The following is a 23,203-nucleotide window of genomic DNA, read 5'->3' as shown; positions in this document are numbered from 1 at the left end:
GTTCACCGGGGATCCTCCCGCTTGTCGGCGGTTGCAACGGCCGAGAAGCGGGAGAAGTCCCTGACAAGCAGGGCCCTTGTGCCTTGCCGACACGAGCCCGTGTGAGCATAATTCAACGCATGGTGAATAACGCGGTGGAGGTGCGCGACCTCCACGTCGTCCGTGGCCGGCACACGGTCCTGGAGCACCTCGACCTGACCATCGGCGGCGGGGTGACCGGCCTGCTCGGGCCCTCGGGCTGCGGCAAGTCGACGCTGATGCGGTGCCTGGTGGGGGTCCAGCAGGTCGCCGGCGGGACCGTGACGGTGTTCGGCGAGCCGGCCGGCAGCCCGGCGCTGCGCGCAAGGGTCGGCTACGTGACCCAGGCCGTCAGCGTCTACAACGACCTGACCGTCGCGGAGAACCTGCGGTTCTTCGCCCGCGTCCTGGCCGCCGACCACGAGGCGGTGGACCGCGCGGTCGAGTCAGTCGACCTGCGGGCCTACCGCGACGACGTCGTCGGCCGGCTCAGCGGCGGCCAGCAGTCCCGCGCGAGCCTCGCGGTCGCGCTGCTCGGCCAGCCGGACCTGCTCGTGCTCGACGAGCCGACCGTCGGGCTCGACCCGGTGCTCCGCGAGGACCTGTGGCAGCTCTTCCACCGCCTCGCCGACACCGGGGTGGCGGTGTTCGTCTCCAGCCACGTCATGGACGAGGCCGAGCGCTGCGACCGGCTGCTGCTGATGCGCGAGGGCCGGATCCTCGCGGACGGCAGCCCGGCCGAGATCAAGCAGGGAGCCGGTGTCGGGGACGTCGAGGAGGCGTTCCTCGCGATCGTCAGGAAGGACGCCCGATGAACCCCAGGACGACGCTCGCCGTGGCGCACCGCGTGCTGATCCAGCTGCGGCGGGACCGGCGCACGCTCGCGATGCTGCTGGTCCTGCCGTGCATCCTGATCACGCTCATGTGGTGGATGTACGACGACGCCAACCCGCTGCTGTTCGACCGGATCGGCCCGGCCCTGCTCGCGATCTTCCCGGTGATCGTGATGTTCCTCGTGACCAGCGTGACGACCCTGCGCGAACGCTCCAGCGGCACCCTCGAGCGGCTGCTCGCGATGCCGATGGGCAAGCTCGACTTCCTCGTCGGCTACGCGATCGCCTTCGGGCTGGTCGCGGCGGTCCAGTCGGTGCTCGCGGTCGCGGTCAGCGTCGGCCTGCTCGGCCTCGACCTGGCCGGGCCGCTCTGGCTGCTGACGGTCGTGGCCGTGGTCGACGCGGTCCTCGGCAGCGCCCTCGGGCTGTTCGTGTCGGCGTTCGCCCAGACGGAGTTCCAGGCGGTGCAGTTCATGCCCGCGCTGGTGATCCCGCAGCTGCTGCTCTGCGGGCTGCTGGTGCCGCGGCCGCTGCTGCCGGACGTGCTCGGGGCGATCAGCGACGTGCTGCCGCTGTCGTACGCCGTGGACGCGATGCAGCACCTGACCACGAGCTCCGCGACCGGGCAGGTCTGGCGGGACATCGCGGTGGTCGCGGTGTTCGCGGCCGCCGGCCTCGCGCTCGGGGCGGCCACCCTGCGCCGCCGGACCCCGTGACGCCGGGTGGTGCCGCCGTGACGCCGGGGTGACGCGAGGCGGAGTCCGGATGCCGGACGCCGGGTCGTAGCCTGGTGGGCATGTCGCTCCTCCGCCAACCGCTCCTCCTCCTCTCCCGCAGCGCGCTGGTGAAGAGGGCGGTCAGTGGGATGCCGGTGTCGGCCGGCATCGTGCGCAGCTATGTCCCCGGCGAGACCACGGAGTCCGCGGTCGGCGCGACCGCAGCACTCAGCGAGGACGGTCTGCGGGTGACGCTGGACTTCCTCGGGGAGGACACCACCGACGCGGAGCAGGCCGACGCGACGGTCGCGGCGTACCTCGACCTCCTCCAGCAGCTCGCGGCGCGCGGCCTGACCCGCCACGCCGAGGTGTCGGTCAAGCTCAGCGCGATCGGCCAGTCCCTCCCCGACGTCGGGCACAAGGTCGCCCTCGAGAACGCCCGCACGGTCTGCCGCGCCGCACGCAACGCGGGCACGACGGTCACGCTCGACATGGAGGACCACACCACCACCGACTCGACGCTGATGATCCTGCGCGAGCTGCGCAAGGACTTCCCCGAGACCGGGGCGGTCCTGCAGGCCGCGCTGCACCGCACGGAGTCCGACTGCCGGGCGCTGGCGTACGAGGGCTCGCGGGTGCGGCTGTGCAAGGGTGCCTACCTCGAGCCCGAGTCGGTGGCGTTCCAGGACAAGCTCGACATCGACAAGTCCTACGTGCGCTGCCTCAAGGTGCTGCTCGCCGGCGACGGCTACCCGATGATCGCCACCCACGACCCGCGGATGGTCGAGATCGCGTCCTCGCTCGCCAGCCGCTTCGGCCGGACGCCCGGCAGTTACGAGTTCCAGATGCTCTACGGCATCCGCCCCGAGGAGCAGCGCCGGCTGGTCGCGAACGGTGAGCACGTGCGGGTCTACGTCCCCTACGGCACCGAGTGGTACGGCTACCTGATGAGAAGGCTCGCGGAGCGCCCGCAGAACCTGACATTCTTCCTGCGGTCCCTGATCTCCAAGAACTGATCCCCGAGAGCTAGGTCGTCCCATGTCCCAGACAGCCATCCTCGGCGCCGGCGTGATGGGCGAGACCCTGCTCTCCGGACTGGTCCGCGCCGGCCGCCGCGTCGACAACCTGCTCGTGGGCGAGAAGCGGCCCGAGCGCGCGCACGAGCTCGAGGAGCGGTACGGCGTGGCCGTGGTCGGCAACGTCGAGGCGGCCCGCAAGGCCGACACGCTGGCGCTGGTCGTCAAGCCCCAGGACATGGGCGACCTGCTCGACGAGATCGCGGGCGTGCTGCGCCCCGGCCAGCTGGTGGTCTCGCTGGCCGCCGGCATCACCACCGCGTTCATCGAGGCCCGGGTGCCGGACGGCGTCGCCGTCGTACGCGTCATGCCCAACACCCCCGCGCTGGTCGACGAGGGCATGGCCGCGATCTCGCCGGGCTCGCACTGCAGTGAGGAGCACCTTGCGGAGGCCGAGGCGCTGATGGCGTCGGTCGGCAAGGTGCTGCGGATCCCCGAGCGCCAGCAGGACGCGGTGACCGCGATCTCCGGGTCCGGGCCGGCCTACATCTTCTTCGTGGTCGAGTCGATGATCGAGGCCGGCGTGCACCTCGGCCTGCCGCGCGCCACGGCCACCGACCTGGTGATCCAGACCCTCGTCGGGTCGGCCAAGATGCTTCGCGAGACCGGCACTCACCCGGCGGTGCTGCGCGAGCAGGTGACCTCGCCGGCCGGCACCACCGCCGCCGCCCTGCGCGAGCTGGAGATCCACAAGGTCCGCGCGGCGTTCCTGGCCGCCATGGAGGCCGCCCGCGACCGGTCGCGGGCGCTCGCCGAGGGATCGTGACCGGGCTTCCCACCGTCTGGGGCGCCACCGGCGCCGAGGTCGCGCGCGCCTACCCCGCCGACGCGGCCGTGGGGCCCGGCCCGCTGCTGCTCACCCGCGCGGTCGACGTGGCCGCGCCGGTCGAGCTCGTCTGGCGCTGGCTGTGCCAGGTCGCGGTCGCGCCGTACTCCTACGACTGGATCGACAACCGGGGCCGCCGCAGCCCCCGCGAGCTGACCCCCGGCGCCGACCGCCTCGAGCTCGGCCAGACGATGGCGATGGTGTTCCGGCTGGTGTCCTTCGAGGTGCCGCACCACTGGACCGCGGTCACCACACCCCGCGGCGAGCGGCTGTTCGGGCCGGTCGCGATGACGTACGCCGCGGAGCCCGGACGGATCGTCTGCCGGATCGCCGTCGCCCGGCGGGGTCGGCTCGACCGGGTGCGCGGCCACTTGCTCGCCTGGGGCGACCTGGTGATGATGCGCAAGCAGCTGCACACCCTCCGGGCGCTGGCCGAGCGCGACGCGGCGGCGCCCTGACGGCACGCACCTGACGTTCCGGTCGCGGATCGGCGGGTCTCGCGACAGCTGCGGCAGGTGCCAGAGTCGACGGCGTCGCCGAGGCGGTGCCGTCACAGCCCCATCGCGGCCTGCGCTGCGGCGAGCACGGGCGCGGCCACCTCCCGGCACCGCTCGGCGCCCGCCTCGTAGACCCCGGTGACGTACGTCGGGTCGGCCGAGAGGTCGGCGTACCGCTTCTGCAGCGGCTCCAGCTCGGCGACCACCGCGTCGGTCACCGCCTTCTTCAGGGCGCCGTACGTCGTGATCGCGTCGGCGGACCCACCGCAGGCCGCGAGGATGTCCAGCAGGTTGGTGACACCCGGCTTGGCCGGGTCGCGCCGCACCGCGTCGGGACCCGTGTCGGAGTCGGTGACCGCGCGGGCGACCTTGCGGCGTACGACGTCGGGCGGGTCGAGCAGCCGGACGACGCCCGGCCCGTCGCCCGACTTCCCCATCTTGCGGGTGGGCTCGTCGAGCCGCATGACCCGGGCGCCGGCCGCCGGCACCGTGATCTCGGGGACCGTGAACACCGGCCCGTAGGTGCTGTTGAACCGGATCGCGAGGTCGCGGGCCAGCTCGACGTGCTGGCGCTGGTCGGCGCCCACCGGCACCTGCCGCGGGCGGTAGAGCAGGATGTCCGCGGCCATCAGCGCCGGATAGGTGTAGAGGGAGACCCGCGTCGAGGGTCGCTCCCTGCCCTTCTCCTTGAACTGGATCATCCGGGCCAGCTCGCCGGTGGAGGCGGTGCACTCGAGCAGGTAGGCCAGCTGGGCGTGCGCGGCGACCCGGCTCTGCACGAACAGCGTGGCGTGGTCGAGCCCGGCGGCGAGCATCAGGGTCGCGGTCTCGAGCGAGAGCGAGCGCAGCCGGGCGGGGTCGTGCGGCGTGGTCATCGCGTGCAGGTCGGCGACGCCGTAGAAGCAGTCTGCCGAATTCTGGGCATCCTGCCGGCCGGCGGCCATCGGGCGCAGTGCGCCGAGCAGGTTGCCGAGGGTGAGGTGGCCACTGGGGGTGATCAGGGAGAGCCTGCGGTCCATGGGTGCTCCTGGTGAGGTGAGCCCACGGGTCGGACCTGGTCCGGCAGGGCCGGACATGACGACGGCCGCCCGCGGGCGGCCGATGGGTGAAGTGGGTGTGCTTCGGGTGCGGTCCGCCGTCAGGCGGGCCACCACTGTGTGGAACGGAACGTCAGCACCGGACCAGACTACCGGTAGCGTCCGTCACATGCAGGCGTGTGAGGGACCGGCGACCGTCGTCTTCGACCCCAGCCTCACCGACTACGACTTCGGCCCGACGCACCCCATGTCGCCGCTGCGCGTCGACCTCACGATGCGGCTGGCCGAGGAGCTCGGTGTCCTCGCCCCGCTGCGCCGGGTCGACGCCCCCGTGGCCACCGACGACGTGATCGCGACCGTCCACCGCCGCTCGCTGATCGCCGCGGTGGAGCGCGCCGGCACCACGCCGGGCACGCTCGACGAGGCACACGGACTGGGCACCGACGACAACCCGACGTTCCCGGGCATGCACCACGCGGCGGCGCACATCGTGGGCGCCACCGTCGAGGCGTGCCGCCAGGTGTGGACGGGGGAGTCCCTGCACGCGGTGAACATCAGCGGCGGGCTGCACCACGCGATGCCCGACCGGGCCAGCGGCTTCTGCATCTACAACGACGTGGCCGTCGGGATCCAGCACCTGCTCGACAACGGCGTGCAGCGGGTGGCCTACGTCGACGTCGACGTCCACCACGGCGACGGCGTGGAGAAGATCTTCTGGAACGACCCGCGGGTGCTGACGATCTCGCTGCACGAGACCGGGCAGATGCTGTTCCCGGGCACCGGCTTCCCGACCGACCTGGGCGGACCCGACGCGCGCGGCTCGGCCGTCAACGTCGCGCTTCCCCCGGGCACGGGTGACGGCGGCTGGCTGCGCGCCTACCACGCCGTCGTCCCGCCGCTGGTCCGGGAGTTCGCCCCCGACGTCCTGGTCACCCAGCACGGCTGCGACTCGCACATCGAGGACCCGCTCGCGCACATGATGCTCTCGGTCGACGGCCAGCGTGCGGCGTACCTCGCCCTGCACGAGCTCGCCCACGAGGTCGCCGGCGGCCGCTGGGTCGCGACCGGTGGCGGCGGGTACGCCGTCGTGGAGGTGGTGCCCCGGGCGTGGACCCACCTGCTGGCGATCGTCGGGGGTACGCCGCTCGACCCGGCCACGCCCACCCCGCCGGGCTGGCGCCAGCACGTGCAGACCCTCCTCGACCAGGTGGCGCCGCACCGGATGACCGACGGGCGCACCCCGGCGTACCGGGACTGGATCGACGGCTACGACCCCGAGACCTGGCTGGACCGGTCGATCCACTCGACCCGCATGGAGGTCTTCCCGCTGCACGGCCTCGACCCGTTTCCCTGAGCGTGGCCAGGGCCGCGGGCGCACGCCTGACGAGGGGCGGTGCAAGCCGACACGCCGATGCCTCGTGAGCTACTTTGGTGAACCCCTTCCCCACGAGTCACATCAGGCCCTATTCTCACCGTGCGCGACGCGTGCACTCACCGGCGGGGAAGCCGGTGGCGCGTCAGACAGAAAGATCGGTGCACGATGGCTACCAACCCCGGGGACACGTCCTCCTCGAAGTTCCTGACCGTCGCCGAGGTCGCGGCGATGATGCGCGTCTCGAAGATGACCGTCTACCGCCTCGTCCACAACGGCGAGCTCCCTGCCGTCCGGGTCGGCCGTTCCTTCCGCGTCCTGGAGACGGACGTCGACGAGTACCTCCGCAAGAGCTTCTACAGCGCCGGCTGATCGCCTCGACCGGGCCGGGCCCGCCGACTGCAACCGACCTCACGCCTACGGCCCCCGCGGACCGATTCTGCCCGCAGGGGCACGGCGGCTAGGCTAGCCCGGTCCTCCGGGCAGATCCCGGTGGACGGTACGGCTGTTGAAAGGTATCCCGTGGGTTCTGTCATCAAGAAGCGGCGCAAGCGCATGGCCAAGAAGAAGCACCGCAAGCTGCTGAAGAAGACGCGCGTCCAGCGTCGCAAGCTCGGCAAGTAAGCGCCGGGCGCGATCACAGCACGCCGCATGGGCAGCGCCGGCAGGGTCGTCCTGGTCACCGGGGTCTCACGCGACCTCGGCCGCCGGTTCGCGCGCGCCATCGCGGCTGACCCGTCGGTCGACCGCGTCGTCGGCGTGGACGCGGTCCCGCCCCGCGGCGACATCGGCGACGTCTCGTTCGTCCGGGCCGACATCCGCAACCCGGTGATCGCGAAGGTCATCGTCAAGGAGGACGTCGACACCGTCGTCCACATGAGCGTCATCTCCACTCCCGGCAGCGCCGGCGGGCGGAACACGATGAAGGAGCTCAACGTCATCGGGACGATGCAGCTGCTCGCCGCCTGCCAGAAGGCGCCCGGGCTGCGGGCGCTGGTCGTGAAGTCGTCGACCACGGTCTACGGCGCGAGCCACCGCGACCCGGCGATGTTCACCGAGGACATGGAGCCGCGCCGGACGCCGCGCGCCGGCTACGCCAAGGACGTCATCGAGGTCGAGGGCTACGTCCGCGGGTTCGCGCGCCGTCGCCCCGACGTCCGAGTGACCACGATCCGCGCGGCCAACGTCGTGGGGCCCGAGGTCACCAGCCCGCTCACCTCCTATTTCCGGCTGCCGGTGGTCCCCACGGTCCTCGGCTACGACCCGCGCCTGCAGCTCCTCCACGAGCGGGACCTCCTCGACGTCCTGCGCCACGCGATCACCGCCGAGGTCGCCGGCACCTTCAACGTCGCGGGCGACGGCATGCTGATGCTCTCCCAGGCCGTGCGCCGCCTGCAGCGACCCACGGTCCCGCTGCCGTCCTTCGCGCTCGGCCGGGTCCGCTCGACGCTGCGCTCGGCCCGGATCGCGGACATCTCGCCCGAGCTCCTCGCACTGCTGACCTACGGCCGCGGCGTCGACACGTCGCGGATGCGCACCGAGCTCGGCTTCGAGCCGGCCTTCACGACCGCCGAGGCGTTCGCCGACTTCGCGGCACCCCTGCCGCCGACGGGCGGGTACGCCGACCGGCTGCTCGGCCGGATGGCGCAGAGCCTGCCCGAGCCCGCCGCTCCGGCCGCCGTCACGCTCGAGCGACCGGAGCCGTCGTACGCCCGAGGAGTCGACCGTGGGTGACGCCGAGATCATCCCGATCGGCACCCGCGGCCGGCCCGGCCGCGGCACCGGCAAGCAGCCGTCCTCCGCGGCGCGCGGCCTGGCCAACGGCGGCCGGCTGGCGCCCGCCGCCAAGGCCCCGACGAAGCCGGCCCGCGCCGCCGCCGGCCCCACGCCCGAGCCGGAGCCGGAGACCGCGGCCGTGGCCCCCGCGCCCCGTCCCGCCGCCACCACCCGCGACCGCGGCCCGATGAGCGGCATCCCGGCCAGCGACTGGCTCGCGGCGATCCAGCACGGCGCCCGCGAGGTGTTCGGTGAGCAGTGGGAGCCCCAGCTGGCGCGGTTCCTGGCGTTCCTGCGGCGGCGCGTCACCGGCGACTACGTCGTCGACGAGTACGGCTTCGACCAGGAGATCACCGAGCGGTTCCTGATGGCGACCCTGCGCCCGATCGCGGAGAAGTGGTTCCGCATCGAGGTGCGGGGGGCTGAGAACATCCCCGCCGAGGGCGGCGCGCTGGTCGTCTCCAACCACTCCGGCACGATCCCGGTCGACGGGCTGATGACGCTGGTGTCCATCCACGACCACACCGGCCGGTTCCTGCGGCCCCTCGGCGCCGACCTGGTGTTCCGGCTGCCGTTCGTGAGCTCGCTGGCCCGCAAGAGCGGTGCCACGCTCGCCTGCAGCGAGGACGCCGAGCGGATGCTCAATGCCGGCGAGCTCGTCGGGGTGTGGCCCGAGGGCTTCAAGGGGATCGGCAAGCCGTACGGCGAGCGCTACAAGCTCCAGCGGTTCGGCCGGGGCGGGTTCGTGGCCGCCGCGCTGCGCACCGGCGTCCCGATCATCCCGCTCTCGGTGGTGGGTGCCGAGGAGATCTACCCGCTGGTCGGCAACGTCCCGGCGCTGGCCCGCCTGCTCGGCCTGCCGTACCTCCCCATCACGCCGTTCTTCCCCGCGCTCGGCCCGCTCGGGCTGGTGCCGCTGCCCTCGAAGTGGCTCCTGGAGTTCGGCGAGCCGATCCGCACCGACGAGCTCGACGAGGGCGCCGCCGACGACCCGATGCTGGTGTTCAACGTCACCGACCAGGTCCGCGAGACCATCCAGCAGACGCTCTACACGCTGCTGATGCAGCGCCAGTCGGTCTTCAAGTAGGGCTGATCTGCGGTAGTCCCTGACGATCGGGCCCTTGGGAGCGCTCCCACGGGGCCCGATCGTCAGGGACTACCCCAGCGAGACGGAGAGGTGCGAGGTCAGGGGGCCTTGGGCAGCTGCTGACCGGTGACGCCCTCGACGACGCCCTCGAGGATGCCGGTCACGCCGTTGACGACGTCGCTGACCACGGGGATCGACGGGGTGCCCGAGGGGCCTCCGCCGGTCAGGCCGTTGGCGAGGTCCTGCAGCGGGTTGGAGCCATCGCTGGAGGAGGTGCCGGGCTGGAGGCCGCCGTCGGGGTCCAGGACGCTGCCGGGGCCCACGTCCTCGGGGTCGACGTCGGGGAGCTTGGTGCCGTGCCCGTGCTTGCCGCCGTGCTTGCCGCCGCGGTCGGTCGGCTCGGCCTGGGGGGTGCTGGCCGGCTGCCGGGGGACGAAGATCGGCTCGCCCGCCGTCAGCACGGCCGGCAGCGAGTCGATCCCGGCCCCACCGCAGTCGGGGCAGCGCAGCGCGGCCTCGGCGTCGATCGTGGTGAGCACGCCGGCCGCGCGGATCAGCTCGTCGCGGGCGTCGGCGGGCACCAGCGGTTCGAGGCTCGCGAGCTGGTCGAGGCTGGTCGCGGCGAAGTCGCGCAGGCGGGCGATCGACGACTGCTTGCCGGTGTGGGCGTAGTCGGCCAGCAGCAGGTCGGACGCCTCGGTCGCCTGGTCGGTGAACGTGTTGAGGGTGCCGGCGATGCGGGCCCGGTCGCCGAGACCGTCCTGGCGGGTGAGGGCGTCGACCTCGTCGAGCCGGCCGGACGCGCTGGCGAGGATCGTCGCTCCCTTGCTGCCCTCGCCGACGCTGAGGCCGGTGTGGGCCTGCTCGATGGCGCGCTTGATCGGGTAGAGCGAGTCGCCGGGCAGGGCGGACTGGGAGGCGACCGCCAGCGACGTGGTCGCGCCGACGATCGCGAGGCTGCCGACGGCGGCGGCGAGCCGGCGCTCGCGGACGGGGCGGCGCGGCGGCAGCGTCAGCCGGGAGACGTCGTCGGGGACGAGCGCGGTGGCGGCCTCGGCCATCAGCCGCTCCCGCAGGGCGGCGACGAACTCCGGTCGGGCGGAGACCTCGGGAGTGGCGCGGAGGGCACCCACGAGCTCGAGCATCTCGGCGGTGCGCGCATCCGAGGGGTCGTACGACGAGGTCCCCTCGACCCACGAGTCGAACTGCTCGGCGCGGCGCTGCGCCGCGAACCCCCACGTCATGTCCTCTGCCCCATCCAGCCGTGCGGTCGATCCCCGGCCGGGGACGTCGACACTGAGCCCAACGAGGCGCGGGCGGGCGAGGTTACGCCGCCAAAGCGGCTTGCGTAAACGATTTCCACGGGGTGCGCCATCAGTCCCGGATCCCCTCCGGCATCAGCTTGGCGAGGTTGCGCACCCCGCGCAGCTGGAGCTGCTTCACCGCGCCGTCGCTGCGGCCCAGGACGGCCGCGGTCTCCGCGATGCTCATGCCCTGGAGGAAGCGCATCACCAGGCAGTCGCGCTGCTCCGGCGGCAGCTCGGTCAGGGCCCGCAGCAGGATCTCGTTGGTGAGGCCGGCCAGCACCGTCGACTCCGGACCCTCGGTCGCGTCGTCGTGCAGGCCCATGTCCTCGGTGGTGAGCTCGAGGCGCGTGCGGCCGGCCTTGAAGTGGTCGGTGGCGAGGTTGCGGGCGATCGTCATCAGCCAGGCGCCGAAGTCCTTGCCCTGCCAGCGGAAGTTGTTCATGCTGCGCAGCGCCCGGAAGAACGTCTCCGAGGTCAGGTCCTCGGCCAGCGTCCCGGACCGGGTGCGGTAGAAGAGGAAGCGGTAGACCGACGGCTGGTAGTGGTCGTAGAGCAGGCCGAACGCGTCGGAGTCGCCCTTGCGGGCCAGCTCGACGAGCGCGATCAGGCGGGTCCGCTCGGCCTCGTCCTCCTCGGAGGAGGTCGCGAGCTCGGCGTCGTCGTACCCGTCCTGGTCTCCCGTGCCGGTGTCCGTCTCGGGTGCCGGGTCGCCCGCGGGCCCGGCCTGGGTGCGACCGCTGGTGGCCGCCTCCGTCGCGAGCATCCCCGGGCCGCCCGCGAGCAGGGGGGCGTCGGCGAGCAGCGTGTGGACCACGAGACGTCGGAGCGCGTCGAGACCGCGCGCGACGTCGTTGTCCTCCCACGACATGAGATCGATCCTCCCGGAAGCTTCCCCCGAAGCCTGGCGGCCATCGTAAACGCGAGTTACGCCCCTGGGAACCGTTGTCCGGGTAAAGGACACCATTGACCAGAATTCGGGCGCCCCGTCCGACTGGTCGGCCTCTTCCTCCGCTTCTCGGCCGTTGCAACAGCCGACAAGCGGAGGTTTCCCCGGTGAACCGGGGATCCTCCGCCGGCGGCGGTCAGCGGCGCCGGCCGCGCAGCGCGAGCCCGGCGGCCACGGTGCCGCTCGCGGCGCCGGCGAGCCCGCCGGCCACCAGCCCGGCACGCAGCGCCTTGCGGCCGGTGCGGTAGTCGCGGATGCGCCACCCCTGCTCCCGGGCGTAGGCGCGCAGCCGGGCGTCGGGGTTGATCGCGCACGGGTCGCCGACCATGGTCAGCATGGGCAGGTCGTTGTAGGAGTCGGAGTACGCCGAGCAGCGGTGCAGGTCGAGCCCCTCGCGAGCGGCGAGCGCCCGGACGGCCTCGCCCTTGGCGGGCCCGTGCAGAAGGTCGCCGACCAGCCGGCCGGTGTAGACACCGTCGACGTGCTCGGCCACCGTGCCGAGCGCCCCGGTGAGGCCGAGCCGGCGCGCGATGATCTGGGCGATCTCGATCGGGGCGGCGGTGACCAGCCAGACCCGCTGCCCCTCGTCGAGGTGCAGCTGCGCGAGCGCCCGGGTGCCGGGCCAGATCCGGTCCGCCATCGCCTCCTCGAAGATCTCCTCGCCGAGCTCCTGCAGCTCGGTGACGGTGTGCCCGGCGATGAACCCCAGCGCCGAGGCGCGCGCGTCGGCGACGTGGGCGGGGTCCTCGACGCCGACCATCCGGAAGTAGGCCTGCTTCCAGGCGGCGCCGAGGATCTCCCGGGTGGTGAAGAACTTGCGGCGGTGCAGGCCGCGGGCGAAGTGGAAGATGCTCGCGCCCTGCATGACCGTGTTGTCGACGTCGAAGAAGGCGGCTGCCGACTGGTCCTGCGGCGGCGTCAGCGCGGACTCCACCTCGGCCGCGGCGGCCGCCGCCTCGCCGGCGAGCACGGACCGCACCTGGAGGTTCCGCGGGCGGGCTCTCTTGTCGGGCGGCGGGGTCACCCGGGCAGCGTAGACCGGGCGCGGGGCGGGCATCACCGCTCGACGCGGTGTGGAAGTATCCCCCCATGTCTGGCATCCGCGACATCGCTGAGCTGGTGAGCGTCGCCGCCGCCGAGCAACCCGATCGCCTCGCGGTCGTCGAGGCAGGCGGCCGCAGCCTCACCTGGGGGCGTCTCGAGGACGAGGTGGGCCGGATCGCCACCGGCCTGGGTGCCGTCGGCATCGTCGGTGGCCACCGGGTGCTGCTCGCGGTGGGCAACCGCATCGAGTTCGTGACGACCTACCTCGGTGTGCTGCGCGCCCAGGCGGTCGCCGTACCGGTCAACCCGCGCTCGACGCCCGGTGAGCTGGCGCGGATGCTGGCCGACTCGGGCGCCCGGATGGCCGTCGCCGACGCCGACACCGCCGCCGCCGTCCGCGAGGCCGCCGCGACCCTGGACGCCCCGCCCCTCCTGGTGGTCATCGGGACGCAACCACTGCCGGGCGAGCGCGGCCACGACCAGCTCCGCGAGCCCCCGGCCCGGCCGGTGCCGCCCCTGCAGGACCCCGAGAAGCTCGCGGTGCTGCTCTACACCAGCGGTACGTCGGGGCTGCCCCGCGCGGCGATGCTGACCCACCGGGCGCTGCTGGCCAACCTCGACCAGGTCGCCCGGGTCGAGCCGCCGATGATCCACGGCGACGACGTCGTGCTCGGGGTGCTGCCGCTGTTCCACGTGTACGGCCTCAACGCGGTGCTGGGCGGGGTGCTGCGCCACCGCGCCAAGCTGGTGCTGGTGGAGCGCTTCGACCCGCACGAGACGCTGACGCTGATCGACGACGAGGCGTGCAGCGTGGTGCCGGTCGCGCCGCCGGTCTTCGCCTACTGGCAGGACGAGGAGCACCTCGCCGAGCACCTCGGCCCGGTCCGGCTCGTGCTCTCCGGCTCGGCGCCGCTGGCCCCCGAGCTCGTCGAGCGGTTCACCGAGCGCACCGGGATCCCGGTCCACCAGGGCTACGGCCTGACCGAGGCGTCGCCGGTGGTGACCAGCACCCTGTGCAGCGTCGCCCCCCAACCGGGCTCGGTCGGCGCCGCGCTGCCCGGGGTGGAGGTGCGGCTGGTGGACGACGCGGGCCGGCCCCCCGAGGGCGACGACCCCGGCGAGATCCAGGTCCGGGGTGCCAACCTGTTCAGCGGCTACTGGCCCGACGGCTCCGGCGGTCCCGACGCCGACGGCTGGTGGTCGACCGGCGACGTCGGCTTCCTCGACCCCGCGGGCGACCTGTTCCTCGTCGACCGGATCAAGGACCTGGTCATCGTCTCCGGCTTCAACGTCTACCCGGTCGAGGTCGAGGAGGTGCTGACCGAGGTCCCGGGCGTCGCCGAGGCCGCGGTGATCGGGGTCGACGACCCGGTCACCGGCGAGGCCGTGGTCGCCTACGTCCGCGCGCCCGGCGCCGACCCGGCCGAGATCGAGGCGGCCGTGCGCGCCCACTGCGACGAGCGGCTCGCCCGGTTCAAGCGGCCCTCGCGGGTCGAGGTCGTCGACACGCTGCCCAAGACCGGCACCGGCAAGGTGCAGAAGGGGCGGCTCCGGGTCATCGAGCGCCGCCGGACGCTGGGGCTGCTCGAGTGACCGGCCCGCGGGTCACGCTCTACTCGCGCCCCGGCTGTCACCTGTGCGACGTCGCCCGCGAGGTGATCGAGCGGGTGTGCGCCGACCTGGGGGAGCGGTACGACGAGGTCGACATCGACGCCGACCCGCAGCTTCGCGAGCGGTTCACCGACGAGGTGCCGGTGACGTTCGTCGACGGCCGCCAGCACGACTTCTGGCGGGTCGACGAGACCCGGCTGCGGGCCGCGCTCACCTCGAGCTGACGCCGGGGACGGGGGCCCCGGCTCGGACGTGGCCGATGTCACAAGGCGGCCGCGCCGCCGGTGGGACGGACGTCCTCCGGTTTGTTCTCGCGTTCACAAACTCCTACAGTGAACGAGCCGCCGGGTGCGTGGACGGGGTCGTCCAGCAGTGCCCGACGACGGCCCTGCCCCATGGCGTTGGAGACGAGAGCAGTGACCGCACGGACCTCCCCCGAGAGTGCCCGGGACATCCCCGAGGCGACCGTCGCGCGACTCCCCGTCTACCTCCGGGCCCTGGTGACGCTGTCCGAGCAGGGCACCGGCACCTGCTCGAGCGAGGAGCTCGCGGTCGCCGCCGGCGTCAACAGCGCCAAGCTGCGCAAGGACCTCTCCTACCTCGGCAGCTACGGCACCCGCGGGGTCGGCTACGACGTCGACTACCTGCGCTACCAGATCGCCCGCGAGATCGGCGTCACCCAGGACTGGCCGGTCGTGATCGTCGGCATCGGCAACCTCGGCCAGGCCCTCGCCAACTACTCCGGGTTCCGCAGCCGGGGGTTCCGGGTGGTCGCGCTGCTGGACGCCGACCCGGCCCGCCACGAGGCCGTGGTCGCCGGCATCGACGTACGCCCCTTCGACGAGCTCGAGCGGATCGCGCACGACCACTCGGTCGCCATCGGCGTGATCGCGACCCCGGCGGTCGCCGCCCAGGACGTCGCCGACCGGATGGTCGCCTGCGGCATCACCAGCATCCTCAACTTCGCCCCGACCGTGCTCAACGTCCCCGCCGAGGTCGACGTGCGCAAGGTCGACCTCTCCATCGAGCTGCAGATCCTCGCCTACCACGAGCAGCGCAAGACCCAGGGGGCGGCGACAGCGTGAGCGTCCTCGTCGTGGGGATCTCCCACAAGTCCGCGCCCGTCGCGTTGCTCGAGCAGCTCGCCCTCGACGGCACCGAGCTGCACAAGCTGATCGACGCCGTCACCGCCATCGAGCACGTCACCGAGGCGACGGTCATCGCGACCTGCAACCGGCTGGAGATCTACGCCGAGGTCGACCGCTTCCACGGCAGCGTCGAGGAGGTCTCGCGGCTGGTCATCGACCGGGCCGGCGAGAGCACCGAGGCGATGCTGCGCCACCTGTACGTGCACTACGACGACGGCGCGGTCTCCCACCTCTTCCAGGTCGTCGCGGGCCTGGACTCGATGGCCATCGGCGAGGGCCAGATCCTCGGCCAGACCCGGGCCGCGCTCAGCACCGGGCAGGAGATCGGCACCGTCGGCCCCTCGCTCAACCTGCTCTTCCAGCAGGCCCTGCGGGTCGGCAAGCGGGCCCGGGCCGAGACCGGCATCGACCGCGCCGCCCCGTCGCTGGTCACGGCCGCTCTCGACCGCAGCCACGCCGCGGTCGGCGACCTGTCGGGCAAGCGGGTGCTCGTCGTCGGAGCCGGCTCGATGGCCGGGCTCGCGACCGCGACCGTGGCCGGCCGCGGCGCCGCCGGGGTCACGGTCGTCAACCGCACCGCCGCCAGCGCCGACCGCCTCGCCCAGGAGTACGGTGCGCGGGCCGCGGCGCTCGCCGACCTGACCGCCGAGCTATCGGTGGCCGACGTCGTCGTGTCCTGCACCGGAGCCGCCGGCATCCTCATCACCCGCGACATGGTCACCGCGGCGACCGCCGACGGGCGCGAGCTCGCGATCCTCGACCTGGCGCTGCCGCACGACGTCGACCCCGACGTCGCCGGGCTGCCGGGCGTGACCCTGGTCAACCTCTCCGAGCTCGCCGAGGAGCTGCGCGACTCCGAGGCCGGCCAGGAGGTCGAGGCGGTCCGCCAGATCGTCACCCAGGAGGTCGCGGCGTTCCTCTCCGCGCGTCGCCAGGCCGGGGTCACCCCCACCGTGGTCGCGCTGCGCTCGATGGCGACCTCGGTGGTCGAGGCCGAGATGGAGCGCCTGATGGGCCGCCTGCCCGACCTCGACGACGCCGCCCGCGCCGAGGTCCTGCACACCGTCCGCCGGGTCGCCGACAAGCTGCTGCACCAGCCGACCGTCCGGGTGCGTGAGCTGGCCAACGAGACCGGTGCGGTGTCCTACGCCGCCGCTCTGGCCGAGCTCTTCGCCCTCGACGCCGACCACGTCGAAGCGGTCACCCGGCCCGAGGGGCTCGCATGAGCACCCCGCCGGTGACCCGAGTGCTGCGCGTCGGCACGCGCGCGTCCGTGCTCGCCACCACCCAGTCCCGCCTGGTCGCCGACAAGCTCCGCGAGGCCCTGGGCCTCGAGGTCGAGCTCGTCGAGGTCTCCACCGAGGGCGACCGCAGCCAGGCCGCCGGCACCCCCCTGCAGGGCTCGGCCAGCACCGGGGTCTTCGTGGCCGCGGTGCGCGAGGCCCTGCTGCGCGGCGAGGTCGACGTGGCCGTGCACTCCCTCAAGGACCTGCCCACCTATCCGGCCGACGGCATCACGCTGGCCGCCGTACCCACCCGCGAGGACCCCCGCGACGCCGTGGTGGCCCGCGACGGCCTCACGCTGGGCGAGCTGCCGGTCGGCAGCCGGGTCGGCACCGGCTCCCCGCGCCGCGCCGCGCAGCTGCACGCACTCGGCCTCGGTTTGGACGTGGTCGGCATCCGTGGGAACGTCGACACCCGGATCGGGAAGGTCCGCACCGGGGAGTACGACGCCGTGATCCTCGCGCGGGCCGGCCTGGCCCGCATCGGACGTCTCGACGAGGCGACCGAGGTGCTCGACCCGCTCCAGATGCTCCCCGCCCCCGGGCAGGGAGCCCTGGCGGTGGAGTGCCGTGCGGGTGACGACCTCGTCGCCGACGTAGCGGCCGTCCTGGACGACCCGCGGTCCCGGGCCGCGGTGTCGGCCGAGCGGGCGGTGCTCGCGACGCTCGAGGGTGGGTGCTCCGCGCCGATCGGGGCGCTCGCGGAGATCGTGGAGGGTGAGGACGAGGAAGAGATCTGGGTGAGATCAGTGGCGCTCTCACCCGACGGGGCGCTCGCGGTGCGGAAGTCCGCGGCGGGAGACCCCACCGATGCCGTCGGCGTCGGGACCCGGCTGGCCGAGGAGATGCTCGCCGACGGGGCCGCACGACTGGCGGATCCAGACATGAACACAGCAGACAAGGTGCAGAACGCATGACGCGAGGCAAGACCACCACCGCCACCGGCTCGGGAACCACCCGAGGCTGGGTGTCGTTCGTCGGCAGCGGCCCGGGCGACCCGGGCCTGCTGACCGTGCGCGCTGTGGACCTGCTCCAGCAGGCCGACGTCGTGATCACCGAGGTGCCCGACCACGCTGCCCTGGTGCGCACGGTGCTCGGGCTCCCGCCCGTGGGCGCCGAGACCGAGGGCGTCGAGACGACCGGTCCCGAGCTGGTCGACGGCGGCTTCGGCGAGGACGGCCAGCCGCTGACCCACGCGGCCCGCGCCAAGGTCGTGGTGCGCTACGCCAAGCGCGGCCTGCGGGTGGTGCGGCTGATGGCCGGCGACCCGTTCCTGTACGCCTCCGGCCCCGAGGAGGCGCAGGCCTGCGTCAAGGCCGGTCTGGGCTTCGAGATCGTTCCCGGGGTCTCCTCGGTCAGCGCGGTCCCGGCGTACGCCGGCATCCCGCTCACCACCAAGGACAGCCGCGAGGTCGCGGTCGTCACCTGCGGTGAGCGCGTCGACTGGAGCCAGTACGCCGACACCCGCACGCTCGTCCTGCTCTCGGCCGTCGGCCAGATCGGCGACATCGCCAAGGCGCTGGTCGCCGCCGGCCGCCCGGCCACCACCCCGGTCGCGATGACGCGGGTCGGCACCACCACCGAGCAGTCGACCGTCACCTCGACGCTCGAGCGGATCGGCGCCGACGCGCGCGCCGCCCGGATGACCCCGCCGGCGATCACCGTGGTCGGCAACGTCGTCGATCTGCGCGAGACGCTGTCGTGGTTCGAGACCAAGCCGCTGTTCGGCTGGCGGGTCCTGGTGCCCCGCACCAAGGACCAGGCCGGCTCGCTGTCCTCGCGGCTGCGCGGCTACGGCGCCGTGCCCGACGAGGTGCCGACGATCTCCGTGGAGCCGCCCCGCAACCCCCTGCAGATGGACAAGGCCGTGCGCGGCCTCGTCGAGGGCCGCTACGAGTGGATCGCCTTCACCTCGGTCAACGCGGTGCGCGCCGTGCGCGAGAAGTTCGAGGAGTACGGCCTCGACGCCCGAGCGTTCTCGGGCCTCAAGATCGCCGCGGTCGGCGACAAGACCGCCCAGGCGATCGCGGCCTGGGGCCTGCGGGCCGACCTCGTCCCGTCCGGTGAGCAGTCCGCCGCGGGCCTGCTGGCCGACTGGCCGGAGTACGACGAGCTCCTCGACCCGATCAACCGGGTGTTCCTGCCCCGCGCCGACATCGCCACCGAGAACCTCGTCGCCGGGCTCGTCGACCTGGGCTGGGAGTGCGACGACGTGACCGCGTACCGCACCGTCCGCGCGGCCCCGCCGCCGGCGCCCACCCGCGACGCCATCAAGACCGGCAAGTTCGACGCGGTGGTCTTCACCTCCTCGTCCACGGTGCGCAACCTGGTCGGCATCGCCGGCAAGCCGCACCCGTCGACGATCATCGCCGTGATCGGGCCCGCGACCGCCAAGACCGCCGAGGAGCACGGCCTCCGGGTCGACGTGCTGGCCGCCAAGCCCGACGTCGACGCGCTGGTCGACGCGCTCGCGGACTTCGGCGCCTCGCGCCGGATCGCGATGGTGGAGGCCGGCCAGCCGGTCACCAAGCCGTCCGACCGCAAGCCCTCGGGCCGGCGGAAGACCACGTCTGCTCGATGACGGGGCGACGATGAGCCAGTCTCCGGTGCCGCCCGTCGTGGGTCCGACCGTCCGGCCCCGCCGGCTGCGGACCACTGCCGCACTGCGCCGGATGGTCTCGGAGACCTCCCTCGAGGCGCGCCAGCTGGTGCTGCCGGTGTTCGTCCGGGAGGGCATCGACGAGCCGCGCCCGATCTCCTCGATGCCGGGCGTCGTCCAGCACTCGCGCTCGTCGCTGCTCGCGGCCGTCAGCGAGGCGGCGGAGCTCGGGCTGGGCGGCGTGATGCTCTTCGGCGTGCCGGCCACCAAGGACGCGACCGGCTCGGGGGCGCTGGACCCGGCCGGCATCCTCAACCTCGCGATCACCGACGTGGTCGCCGAGGTCGGCGACGCGCTGAGCGTGATGAGCGACCTGTGCCTCGACGAGTTCACCGACCACGGTCACTGCGGGGTGCTGACCCCCGACGGCCGGGTCGACAACGACCGGACGCTGCGGCTGTACGCCGAGATGGCGCTCGCCCAGGCCCACGCCGGCGTCGACATGGTCGGACCCAGCGGCATGATGGACGGCCAGGTCGCGGTCATCCGCCGGGCGCTGGACACCGCCGGGCACACCGACGTCTCGATCCTGGCCTACTCCGCCAAGTACGCCTCCGCGTTCTTCGGCCCGTTCCGCGAGGCCGTGGACTCCTCGCTGCAGGGCGACCGGCGGACCTACCAGCAGGACCCCGGCAACGCCCGTGAGGGCGTGCGCGAGGCGCTGCTCGACGTCGAGCAGGGCGCCGACCTGGTGATGGTCAAGCCCGCGCTGCCCTACCTCGACGTGCTCCGCCAGGTCCGGGACGCGGTCGACGTGCCGGTCGCGGCGTACAACGTCTCCGGCGAGTACGCCATGGTCGAGGCGGCCGCCGCCAACGGCTGGATCGACCGCGAGGCCGCGATCCTCGAGACCCTCACCTCGATCCGCCGGGCCGGCGCCGACGTGGTGCTGACCTACTGGGCGGCCGAGGCCGCGCGGCTGCTGGCGCGCTGAGCCGGTTCGCCAGTTTCGTCGGTCGGCCGACGAAACTCGTGCCTGGACGATGAAGCTTGGTCGTCCAGGGTCTAGTTCTATCGGTTGACCGACGAAACTCGCGCGGGTCGGCCGTGCGATCCAGGCCGGCTTTCGTCTCACCGGATCGCTCTTGGGTTGGTCGCCAGACGGTGTGGCTGCGGTCGGCGCGTTGGCTGCGGGTCGCAGACTTCGGCCGGATCCTCCGAGCGATCAGAACGACCTCAGTGCGTGTAGTCGTACACGCACTGGTCGAACGGGTCGTCGTCCTTGAGGATGTTGTCGACATAGCCGTCGAGCGTGCACTGGACGATCGCCTCCGCGTGGGACAGCAGCGCGTCGACGGGCGGGATCGAGGTGGACGGGAGCGGGGGCAGGCTCGGGGTCGGCAGGTGGACACCGCCGCCGCCGCCACCACCTCCTCCACCGCCACCGGGAAGAGCCGGCTCGGTCGGCTGCGCGGTGGGCTGCTCGGTGGGCTGCTCCGCGGGCTGCTCGGGGCTGCTGTTCTGACCCGAGTGCTGCGGCTGGTGGTGCTTCTTGCCGCCCTTGCCCTTGGCGGGCTGGGCCGGGGCCGGGGCCGGCACGAGGTAGCCGGCCGACGTGGTGCCGTTGGGCACCGAGGTGAACTCGCCGTCGAGGTAGGCCGCGGCGATCGAGAGCACCAGGTCGACGTACGACGCGTTGTGGTTGTAGCGGTAGACGGCGCTGCGCTGCCCGGCGGTGGTGGAGAGGTCGTCGTCGCCGGAGCACAGGTAGACCGCGGTCGCGAGCGCCGCGTCGTCGATGTCCTGCGGGTTGCGCTCGCCGTCGCCGTCGGCGTCCACGCCGACGACCGACCAGGTCGAGGGGATGAACTGCATCGGGCCGATGGCCCGGTCGAAGCGGGCGTCGGAGTCGTACTGGCCCGCGTCGGTGTCGGTGATCCGGCTGGTGCCGTCGCTGCCGTCGAGGGCGACGCCGTAGATGCCGGGCCGGGCGACGCCCTTGCTGTCCAGCGTGTTGCCGTTCGTGCGGCCGTGGTCGGACTCGACCCGGCCGATCGCGGCGATCAGCTGCCAGGACAGGTGGCAGCTCTTGTCGGCGGCGTTGATCACGGTCTCGGCGCGCTGGTAGGCGGCGAGCGCGGCCGACGGGATGCCGGAGGTGGAGGCCGTGGAGACGATCTGGGCGCCGTCGCCGCGCACCCCGGGGGCCACGCCGCCGGCGGTCGAGACGCTGGCGGGGGCCTCGATGACCTGGGTGGGGAGGGTCGAGCCGTCGGGCAGGGTGGCGTCCGGCTGGATCTCGGCGCTCGCGGTCGCGGTGCTCGCGCCGACGCCGGCGATGCTCGCCGTCCAGGCGGCCGAGAGCAGCGCCAGCGGCACCAGGGCCATGGCCTTCTGGCCGCGGCCGAAGCGTGCTGTTGACCTGGCAGTCGACCTGTCAGTCGGCATCGTGGCTCTCCCTGTCTCCCTCGCCCGGGTGCTCCCTCAAGCTCCCGCGGTGACCGATCCAACGAGTGGCGTCACACACAGTTACGGTACGTCGTCCCCCCGGATCGGCGCTCGTCCTCGTCGAAACGGTCATTCCCGCAGGTCATGACGCTGAAACACGTTCCCGCCCCGATTCCGTGACGTCGGTCACACGCTGCCGCTCCGGGAGGCGGACCGCGGCGCCCCGCGGTTGGCGGCCTCGGGGACAATGACCCGGTGACCGTTCCCGAGCCGCGCCCCACCGCCGCGTCGAGTGCCCTGTTCGAGCGCGCCCGGGCGGTGACGCCGGGCGGGGTCAACTCCCCGGTGCGGGCGTTCAACGCGGTCGGCGGCACGCCCCGGTTCATCCGCTCGGCGCGCGGAGCGTGGCTGACCGACGCGGACGGCAACGAGTACGTCGACCTGATCTGCTCGTGGGGCCCGATGCTGCTCGGCCACGCCCACCCCGAGGTGCAGGCCGCGGTCGCGGCCGCGGTCGCCCGCGGCACGTCGTACGGCGCCCCCACGGAGCCGGAGGTCGAGCTGGCGGAGGAGATCGTCGCGCGCACCCCGGTCGACCGGGTGCGGTTCGTCTCCTCGGGCACCGAGGCCACGATGTCGGCGATCCGGCTCGCCCGCGGGTTCACCGGCCGCGACGTCGTGGTGAAGTTCGCCGGCTGCTACCACGGCCACGTCGACTCCCTGCTCGCCTCGGCGGGCTCCGGCCTGGCCACCTTCGCCGTGCCGGGCACCCCGGGCGTTCCCGAGTCCTCGACGGCCCTCACGCTCGTGCTGCCCTACAACGACCGCGCCGCGGTCGACAAGGCCTTCGCCGAGCACGGCGACCGGATCGCCTGCCTGATCACCGAGGCCGCGCCCGGCAACATGGGCGTCGTCCCGCCCGAGCCGGGGTTCAACGCCTTCCTCGCCGAGACCTGCACCCGGCACGGCGCGCTGTTCGTCAGCGACGAGGTGATGACCGGGTTCCGCGCGTCCGCGCAGGGGCACTGGGGCCTCGACGGCGCCGTCGAGGGCTGGCGCCCCGACCTGATGACGTTCGGCAAGGTGATGGGCGGCGGCTTCCCGGCCGCAGCGTTCGGCGGTCGCGCCGACGTGATGAGCCGGCTCGCGCCGGAGGGCCCCGTCTACCAGGCCGGGACGCTCTCGGGCAACCCGATCGCCACCACCGCGGGCCTGGCCACGCTGCGGCTGGCCACCGACGACGTCTACGCCCACATCGGCGCCGCCGCCGACACGATCAAGACCGCGGCCTCCGACGCCTTGAGCAGGGCCGGCGTCGAGCACGTCGTCCAGGCCGCGGGCACGATGTTCTCGGTGTTCCTCGCCGGCGGGCCGGTCCGCGACTTCGACGACGCCTCCCGCACCGACGGCACGGCGTACGCCGCCTTCTTCCACGCGATGCTCGACCAGGGGGTCTACCTCCCGCCGTCGGCGTACGAGGCGTGGTTCCTCTCCTCCGCCCATGACGACCGCGCGGTCCAGACCGTGCTCGACGCGCTGCCCGCCGCCGCCCGTGCGGCCGCGGCCGCGCAGCAGTAGG

Annotated in this window: 23 protein-coding genes; 18 read left to right on the top strand and 5 right to left on the bottom strand. The window is 73.2% G+C overall.

The annotated features are described in order from the left end of the window. Window positions 1-119: 119 nt before the first annotated feature. From QQZ14_RS01765 to QQZ14_RS01745, 5 genes are all read left to right on the top strand, one after another. Entirely contained in the window at window positions 120-833 is a 714-nt protein-coding gene (locus QQZ14_RS01765; RefSeq protein WP_284532443.1) for an ABC transporter ATP-binding protein, read from the top strand. Beyond that, window positions 830-1,567 carry an ABC transporter permease gene (locus QQZ14_RS01760; protein WP_284532442.1) on the top strand — a complete coding sequence of 246 codons (738 nt, stop codon included), beginning with the start codon at window positions 830-832 and terminating at the stop codon, window positions 1,565-1,567. The genes QQZ14_RS01765 and QQZ14_RS01760 overlap by 4 nt, the downstream gene beginning before the upstream one ends. 80 nt (window positions 1,568-1,647) lie before the next feature. After that, window positions 1,648-2,583, top strand: coding sequence for a proline dehydrogenase family protein (locus tag QQZ14_RS01755; RefSeq protein ID WP_284532441.1), 936 nt, complete (start codon window positions 1,648-1,650; stop codon window positions 2,581-2,583). A 22-nt stretch (window positions 2,584-2,605) separates the two neighbouring features. Further along, window positions 2,606-3,409: a pyrroline-5-carboxylate reductase gene (proC, locus tag QQZ14_RS01750; protein WP_284532440.1), complete on the top strand. Its 804-nt coding sequence runs from the start codon at window positions 2,606-2,608 to the stop codon at window positions 3,407-3,409. Then, window positions 3,406-3,927 carry a hypothetical protein gene (locus tag QQZ14_RS01745; protein ID WP_284532439.1) on the top strand — a complete coding sequence of 174 codons (522 nt, stop codon included), beginning with the start codon at window positions 3,406-3,408 and terminating at the stop codon, window positions 3,925-3,927. The genes proC and QQZ14_RS01745 overlap by 4 nt, the downstream gene beginning before the upstream one ends. 92 nt (window positions 3,928-4,019) lie before the next feature. Here QQZ14_RS01745 and trpS read toward each other — a convergent pair whose 3' ends face one another. Then, window positions 4,020-4,985, bottom strand: a complete 966-nt coding sequence (gene trpS / locus QQZ14_RS01740) for a tryptophan--tRNA ligase (protein WP_284532438.1) — start codon at window positions 4,983-4,985, stop codon at window positions 4,020-4,022. Between the two features lie 187 nt (window positions 4,986-5,172). Between trpS and QQZ14_RS01735 the strand changes: the two genes are divergently transcribed. From QQZ14_RS01735 to QQZ14_RS01715, 5 genes are all read left to right on the top strand, one after another. Beyond that, on the top strand, window positions 5,173-6,357 hold the full coding sequence (locus QQZ14_RS01735) for an acetoin utilization protein AcuC (protein WP_284532437.1): 1,185 nt from the start codon (window positions 5,173-5,175) through the stop codon (window positions 6,355-6,357). A 186-nt stretch (window positions 6,358-6,543) separates the two neighbouring features. Continuing rightward, window positions 6,544-6,747, top strand: a complete 204-nt coding sequence (locus QQZ14_RS01730) for a helix-turn-helix domain-containing protein (RefSeq protein WP_284532435.1) — start codon at window positions 6,544-6,546, stop codon at window positions 6,745-6,747. Window positions 6,748-6,897: 150 nt separating this feature from the next. Further along, a complete protein-coding gene (locus tag QQZ14_RS01725; RefSeq protein WP_008356322.1) occupies window positions 6,898-6,999 on the top strand; it encodes a 30S ribosomal protein bS22 in 102 nt (33 codons plus the stop codon). 27 nt (window positions 7,000-7,026) lie between these two features. Beyond that, window positions 7,027-8,109, top strand: coding sequence for an NAD-dependent epimerase/dehydratase family protein (locus QQZ14_RS01720; protein ID WP_284532434.1), 1,083 nt, complete (start codon window positions 7,027-7,029; stop codon window positions 8,107-8,109). Next, window positions 8,102-9,238 carry a lysophospholipid acyltransferase family protein gene (locus QQZ14_RS01715; RefSeq protein WP_284532433.1) on the top strand — a complete coding sequence of 379 codons (1,137 nt, stop codon included), beginning with the start codon at window positions 8,102-8,104 and terminating at the stop codon, window positions 9,236-9,238. Before QQZ14_RS01720 ends, QQZ14_RS01715 begins: the two co-directional genes overlap by 8 nt. A gap of 98 nt (window positions 9,239-9,336) precedes the next feature. Here the strand turns inward: QQZ14_RS01715 and QQZ14_RS01710 are convergent, their stop codons facing one another. The 3 genes from QQZ14_RS01710 to QQZ14_RS01700 all read right to left on the bottom strand — a co-directional run bounded on the left by QQZ14_RS01710 (window position 9,337) and on the right by QQZ14_RS01700 (window position 12,515). Then, a complete protein-coding gene (locus QQZ14_RS01710; protein ID WP_284532432.1) occupies window positions 9,337-10,482 on the bottom strand; it encodes a DUF5667 domain-containing protein in 1,146 nt (381 codons plus the stop codon). Window positions 10,483-10,612: 130 nt separating this feature from the next. Next, window positions 10,613-11,413 (bottom strand): sigma-70 family RNA polymerase sigma factor, encoded by an 801-nt coding sequence (locus tag QQZ14_RS01705; RefSeq protein WP_284532431.1) that lies wholly within the window; start codon window positions 11,411-11,413, stop codon window positions 10,613-10,615. Window positions 11,414-11,627: 214 nt separating this feature from the next. Further along, complete coding sequence (locus QQZ14_RS01700; RefSeq protein WP_284532430.1) at window positions 11,628-12,515, bottom strand: HAD family hydrolase; 888 nt, start codon at window positions 12,513-12,515, stop codon at window positions 11,628-11,630. Window positions 12,516-12,580: 65 nt separating this feature from the next. Between QQZ14_RS01700 and QQZ14_RS01695 the strand changes: the two genes are divergently transcribed. The 7 genes from QQZ14_RS01695 to hemB all read left to right on the top strand — a co-directional run bounded on the left by QQZ14_RS01695 (window position 12,581) and on the right by hemB (window position 20,170). Further along, window positions 12,581-14,128 (top strand): class I adenylate-forming enzyme family protein, encoded by a 1,548-nt coding sequence (locus QQZ14_RS01695; protein ID WP_284532429.1) that lies wholly within the window; start codon window positions 12,581-12,583, stop codon window positions 14,126-14,128. Beyond that, on the top strand, window positions 14,125-14,370 hold the full coding sequence (locus QQZ14_RS01690; RefSeq protein WP_284532428.1) for a glutaredoxin family protein: 246 nt from the start codon (window positions 14,125-14,127) through the stop codon (window positions 14,368-14,370). Before QQZ14_RS01695 ends, QQZ14_RS01690 begins: the two co-directional genes overlap by 4 nt. Before the next feature lie 171 nt (window positions 14,371-14,541). After that, a complete protein-coding gene (locus QQZ14_RS01685) occupies window positions 14,542-15,231 on the top strand; it encodes a redox-sensing transcriptional repressor Rex (RefSeq protein WP_284532427.1) in 690 nt (229 codons plus the stop codon). Beyond that, complete coding sequence (locus tag QQZ14_RS01680; protein WP_284532426.1) at window positions 15,228-16,520, top strand: glutamyl-tRNA reductase; 1,293 nt, start codon at window positions 15,228-15,230, stop codon at window positions 16,518-16,520. The genes QQZ14_RS01685 and QQZ14_RS01680 overlap by 4 nt, the downstream gene beginning before the upstream one ends. After that, window positions 16,517-17,494 (top strand): hydroxymethylbilane synthase, encoded by a 978-nt coding sequence (gene hemC / locus QQZ14_RS01675; RefSeq protein WP_284532425.1) that lies wholly within the window; start codon window positions 16,517-16,519, stop codon window positions 17,492-17,494. Before QQZ14_RS01680 ends, hemC begins: the two co-directional genes overlap by 4 nt. Then, window positions 17,491-19,158 carry a uroporphyrinogen-III synthase gene (locus QQZ14_RS01670; RefSeq protein WP_284532424.1) on the top strand — a complete coding sequence of 556 codons (1,668 nt, stop codon included), beginning with the start codon at window positions 17,491-17,493 and terminating at the stop codon, window positions 19,156-19,158. The genes hemC and QQZ14_RS01670 overlap by 4 nt, the downstream gene beginning before the upstream one ends. Before the next feature lie 10 nt (window positions 19,159-19,168). Beyond that, the gene (hemB, locus tag QQZ14_RS01665) at window positions 19,169-20,170 is read left to right on the top strand and encodes a porphobilinogen synthase (protein WP_284532423.1); all 1,002 of its coding nucleotides are present in this window, start codon (window positions 19,169-19,171) and stop codon (window positions 20,168-20,170) included. Window positions 20,171-20,412: 242 nt separating this feature from the next. Here the strand turns inward: hemB and QQZ14_RS01660 are convergent, their stop codons facing one another. After that, window positions 20,413-21,624: a lytic transglycosylase domain-containing protein gene (locus QQZ14_RS01660; RefSeq protein ID WP_284532422.1), complete on the bottom strand. Its 1,212-nt coding sequence runs from the start codon at window positions 21,622-21,624 to the stop codon at window positions 20,413-20,415. 255 nt (window positions 21,625-21,879) lie between these two features. Between QQZ14_RS01660 and hemL the strand changes: the two genes are divergently transcribed. Further along, a complete protein-coding gene (hemL, locus tag QQZ14_RS01655) occupies window positions 21,880-23,202 on the top strand; it encodes a glutamate-1-semialdehyde 2,1-aminomutase (protein WP_284532421.1) in 1,323 nt (440 codons plus the stop codon). The last annotated feature ends 1 nt before the right edge of the window (window position 23,203 follow it).

It is taken from the genome of Nocardioides sp. T2.26MG-1 (assembly GCF_950101795.1).
Taxonomy (GTDB): domain Bacteria; phylum Actinomycetota; class Actinomycetes; order Propionibacteriales; family Nocardioidaceae; genus Nocardioides.
The sequence above is the reverse complement of the archived record's forward strand: the minus strand, read 5'-3'. Positions and strand labels throughout refer to the sequence as shown.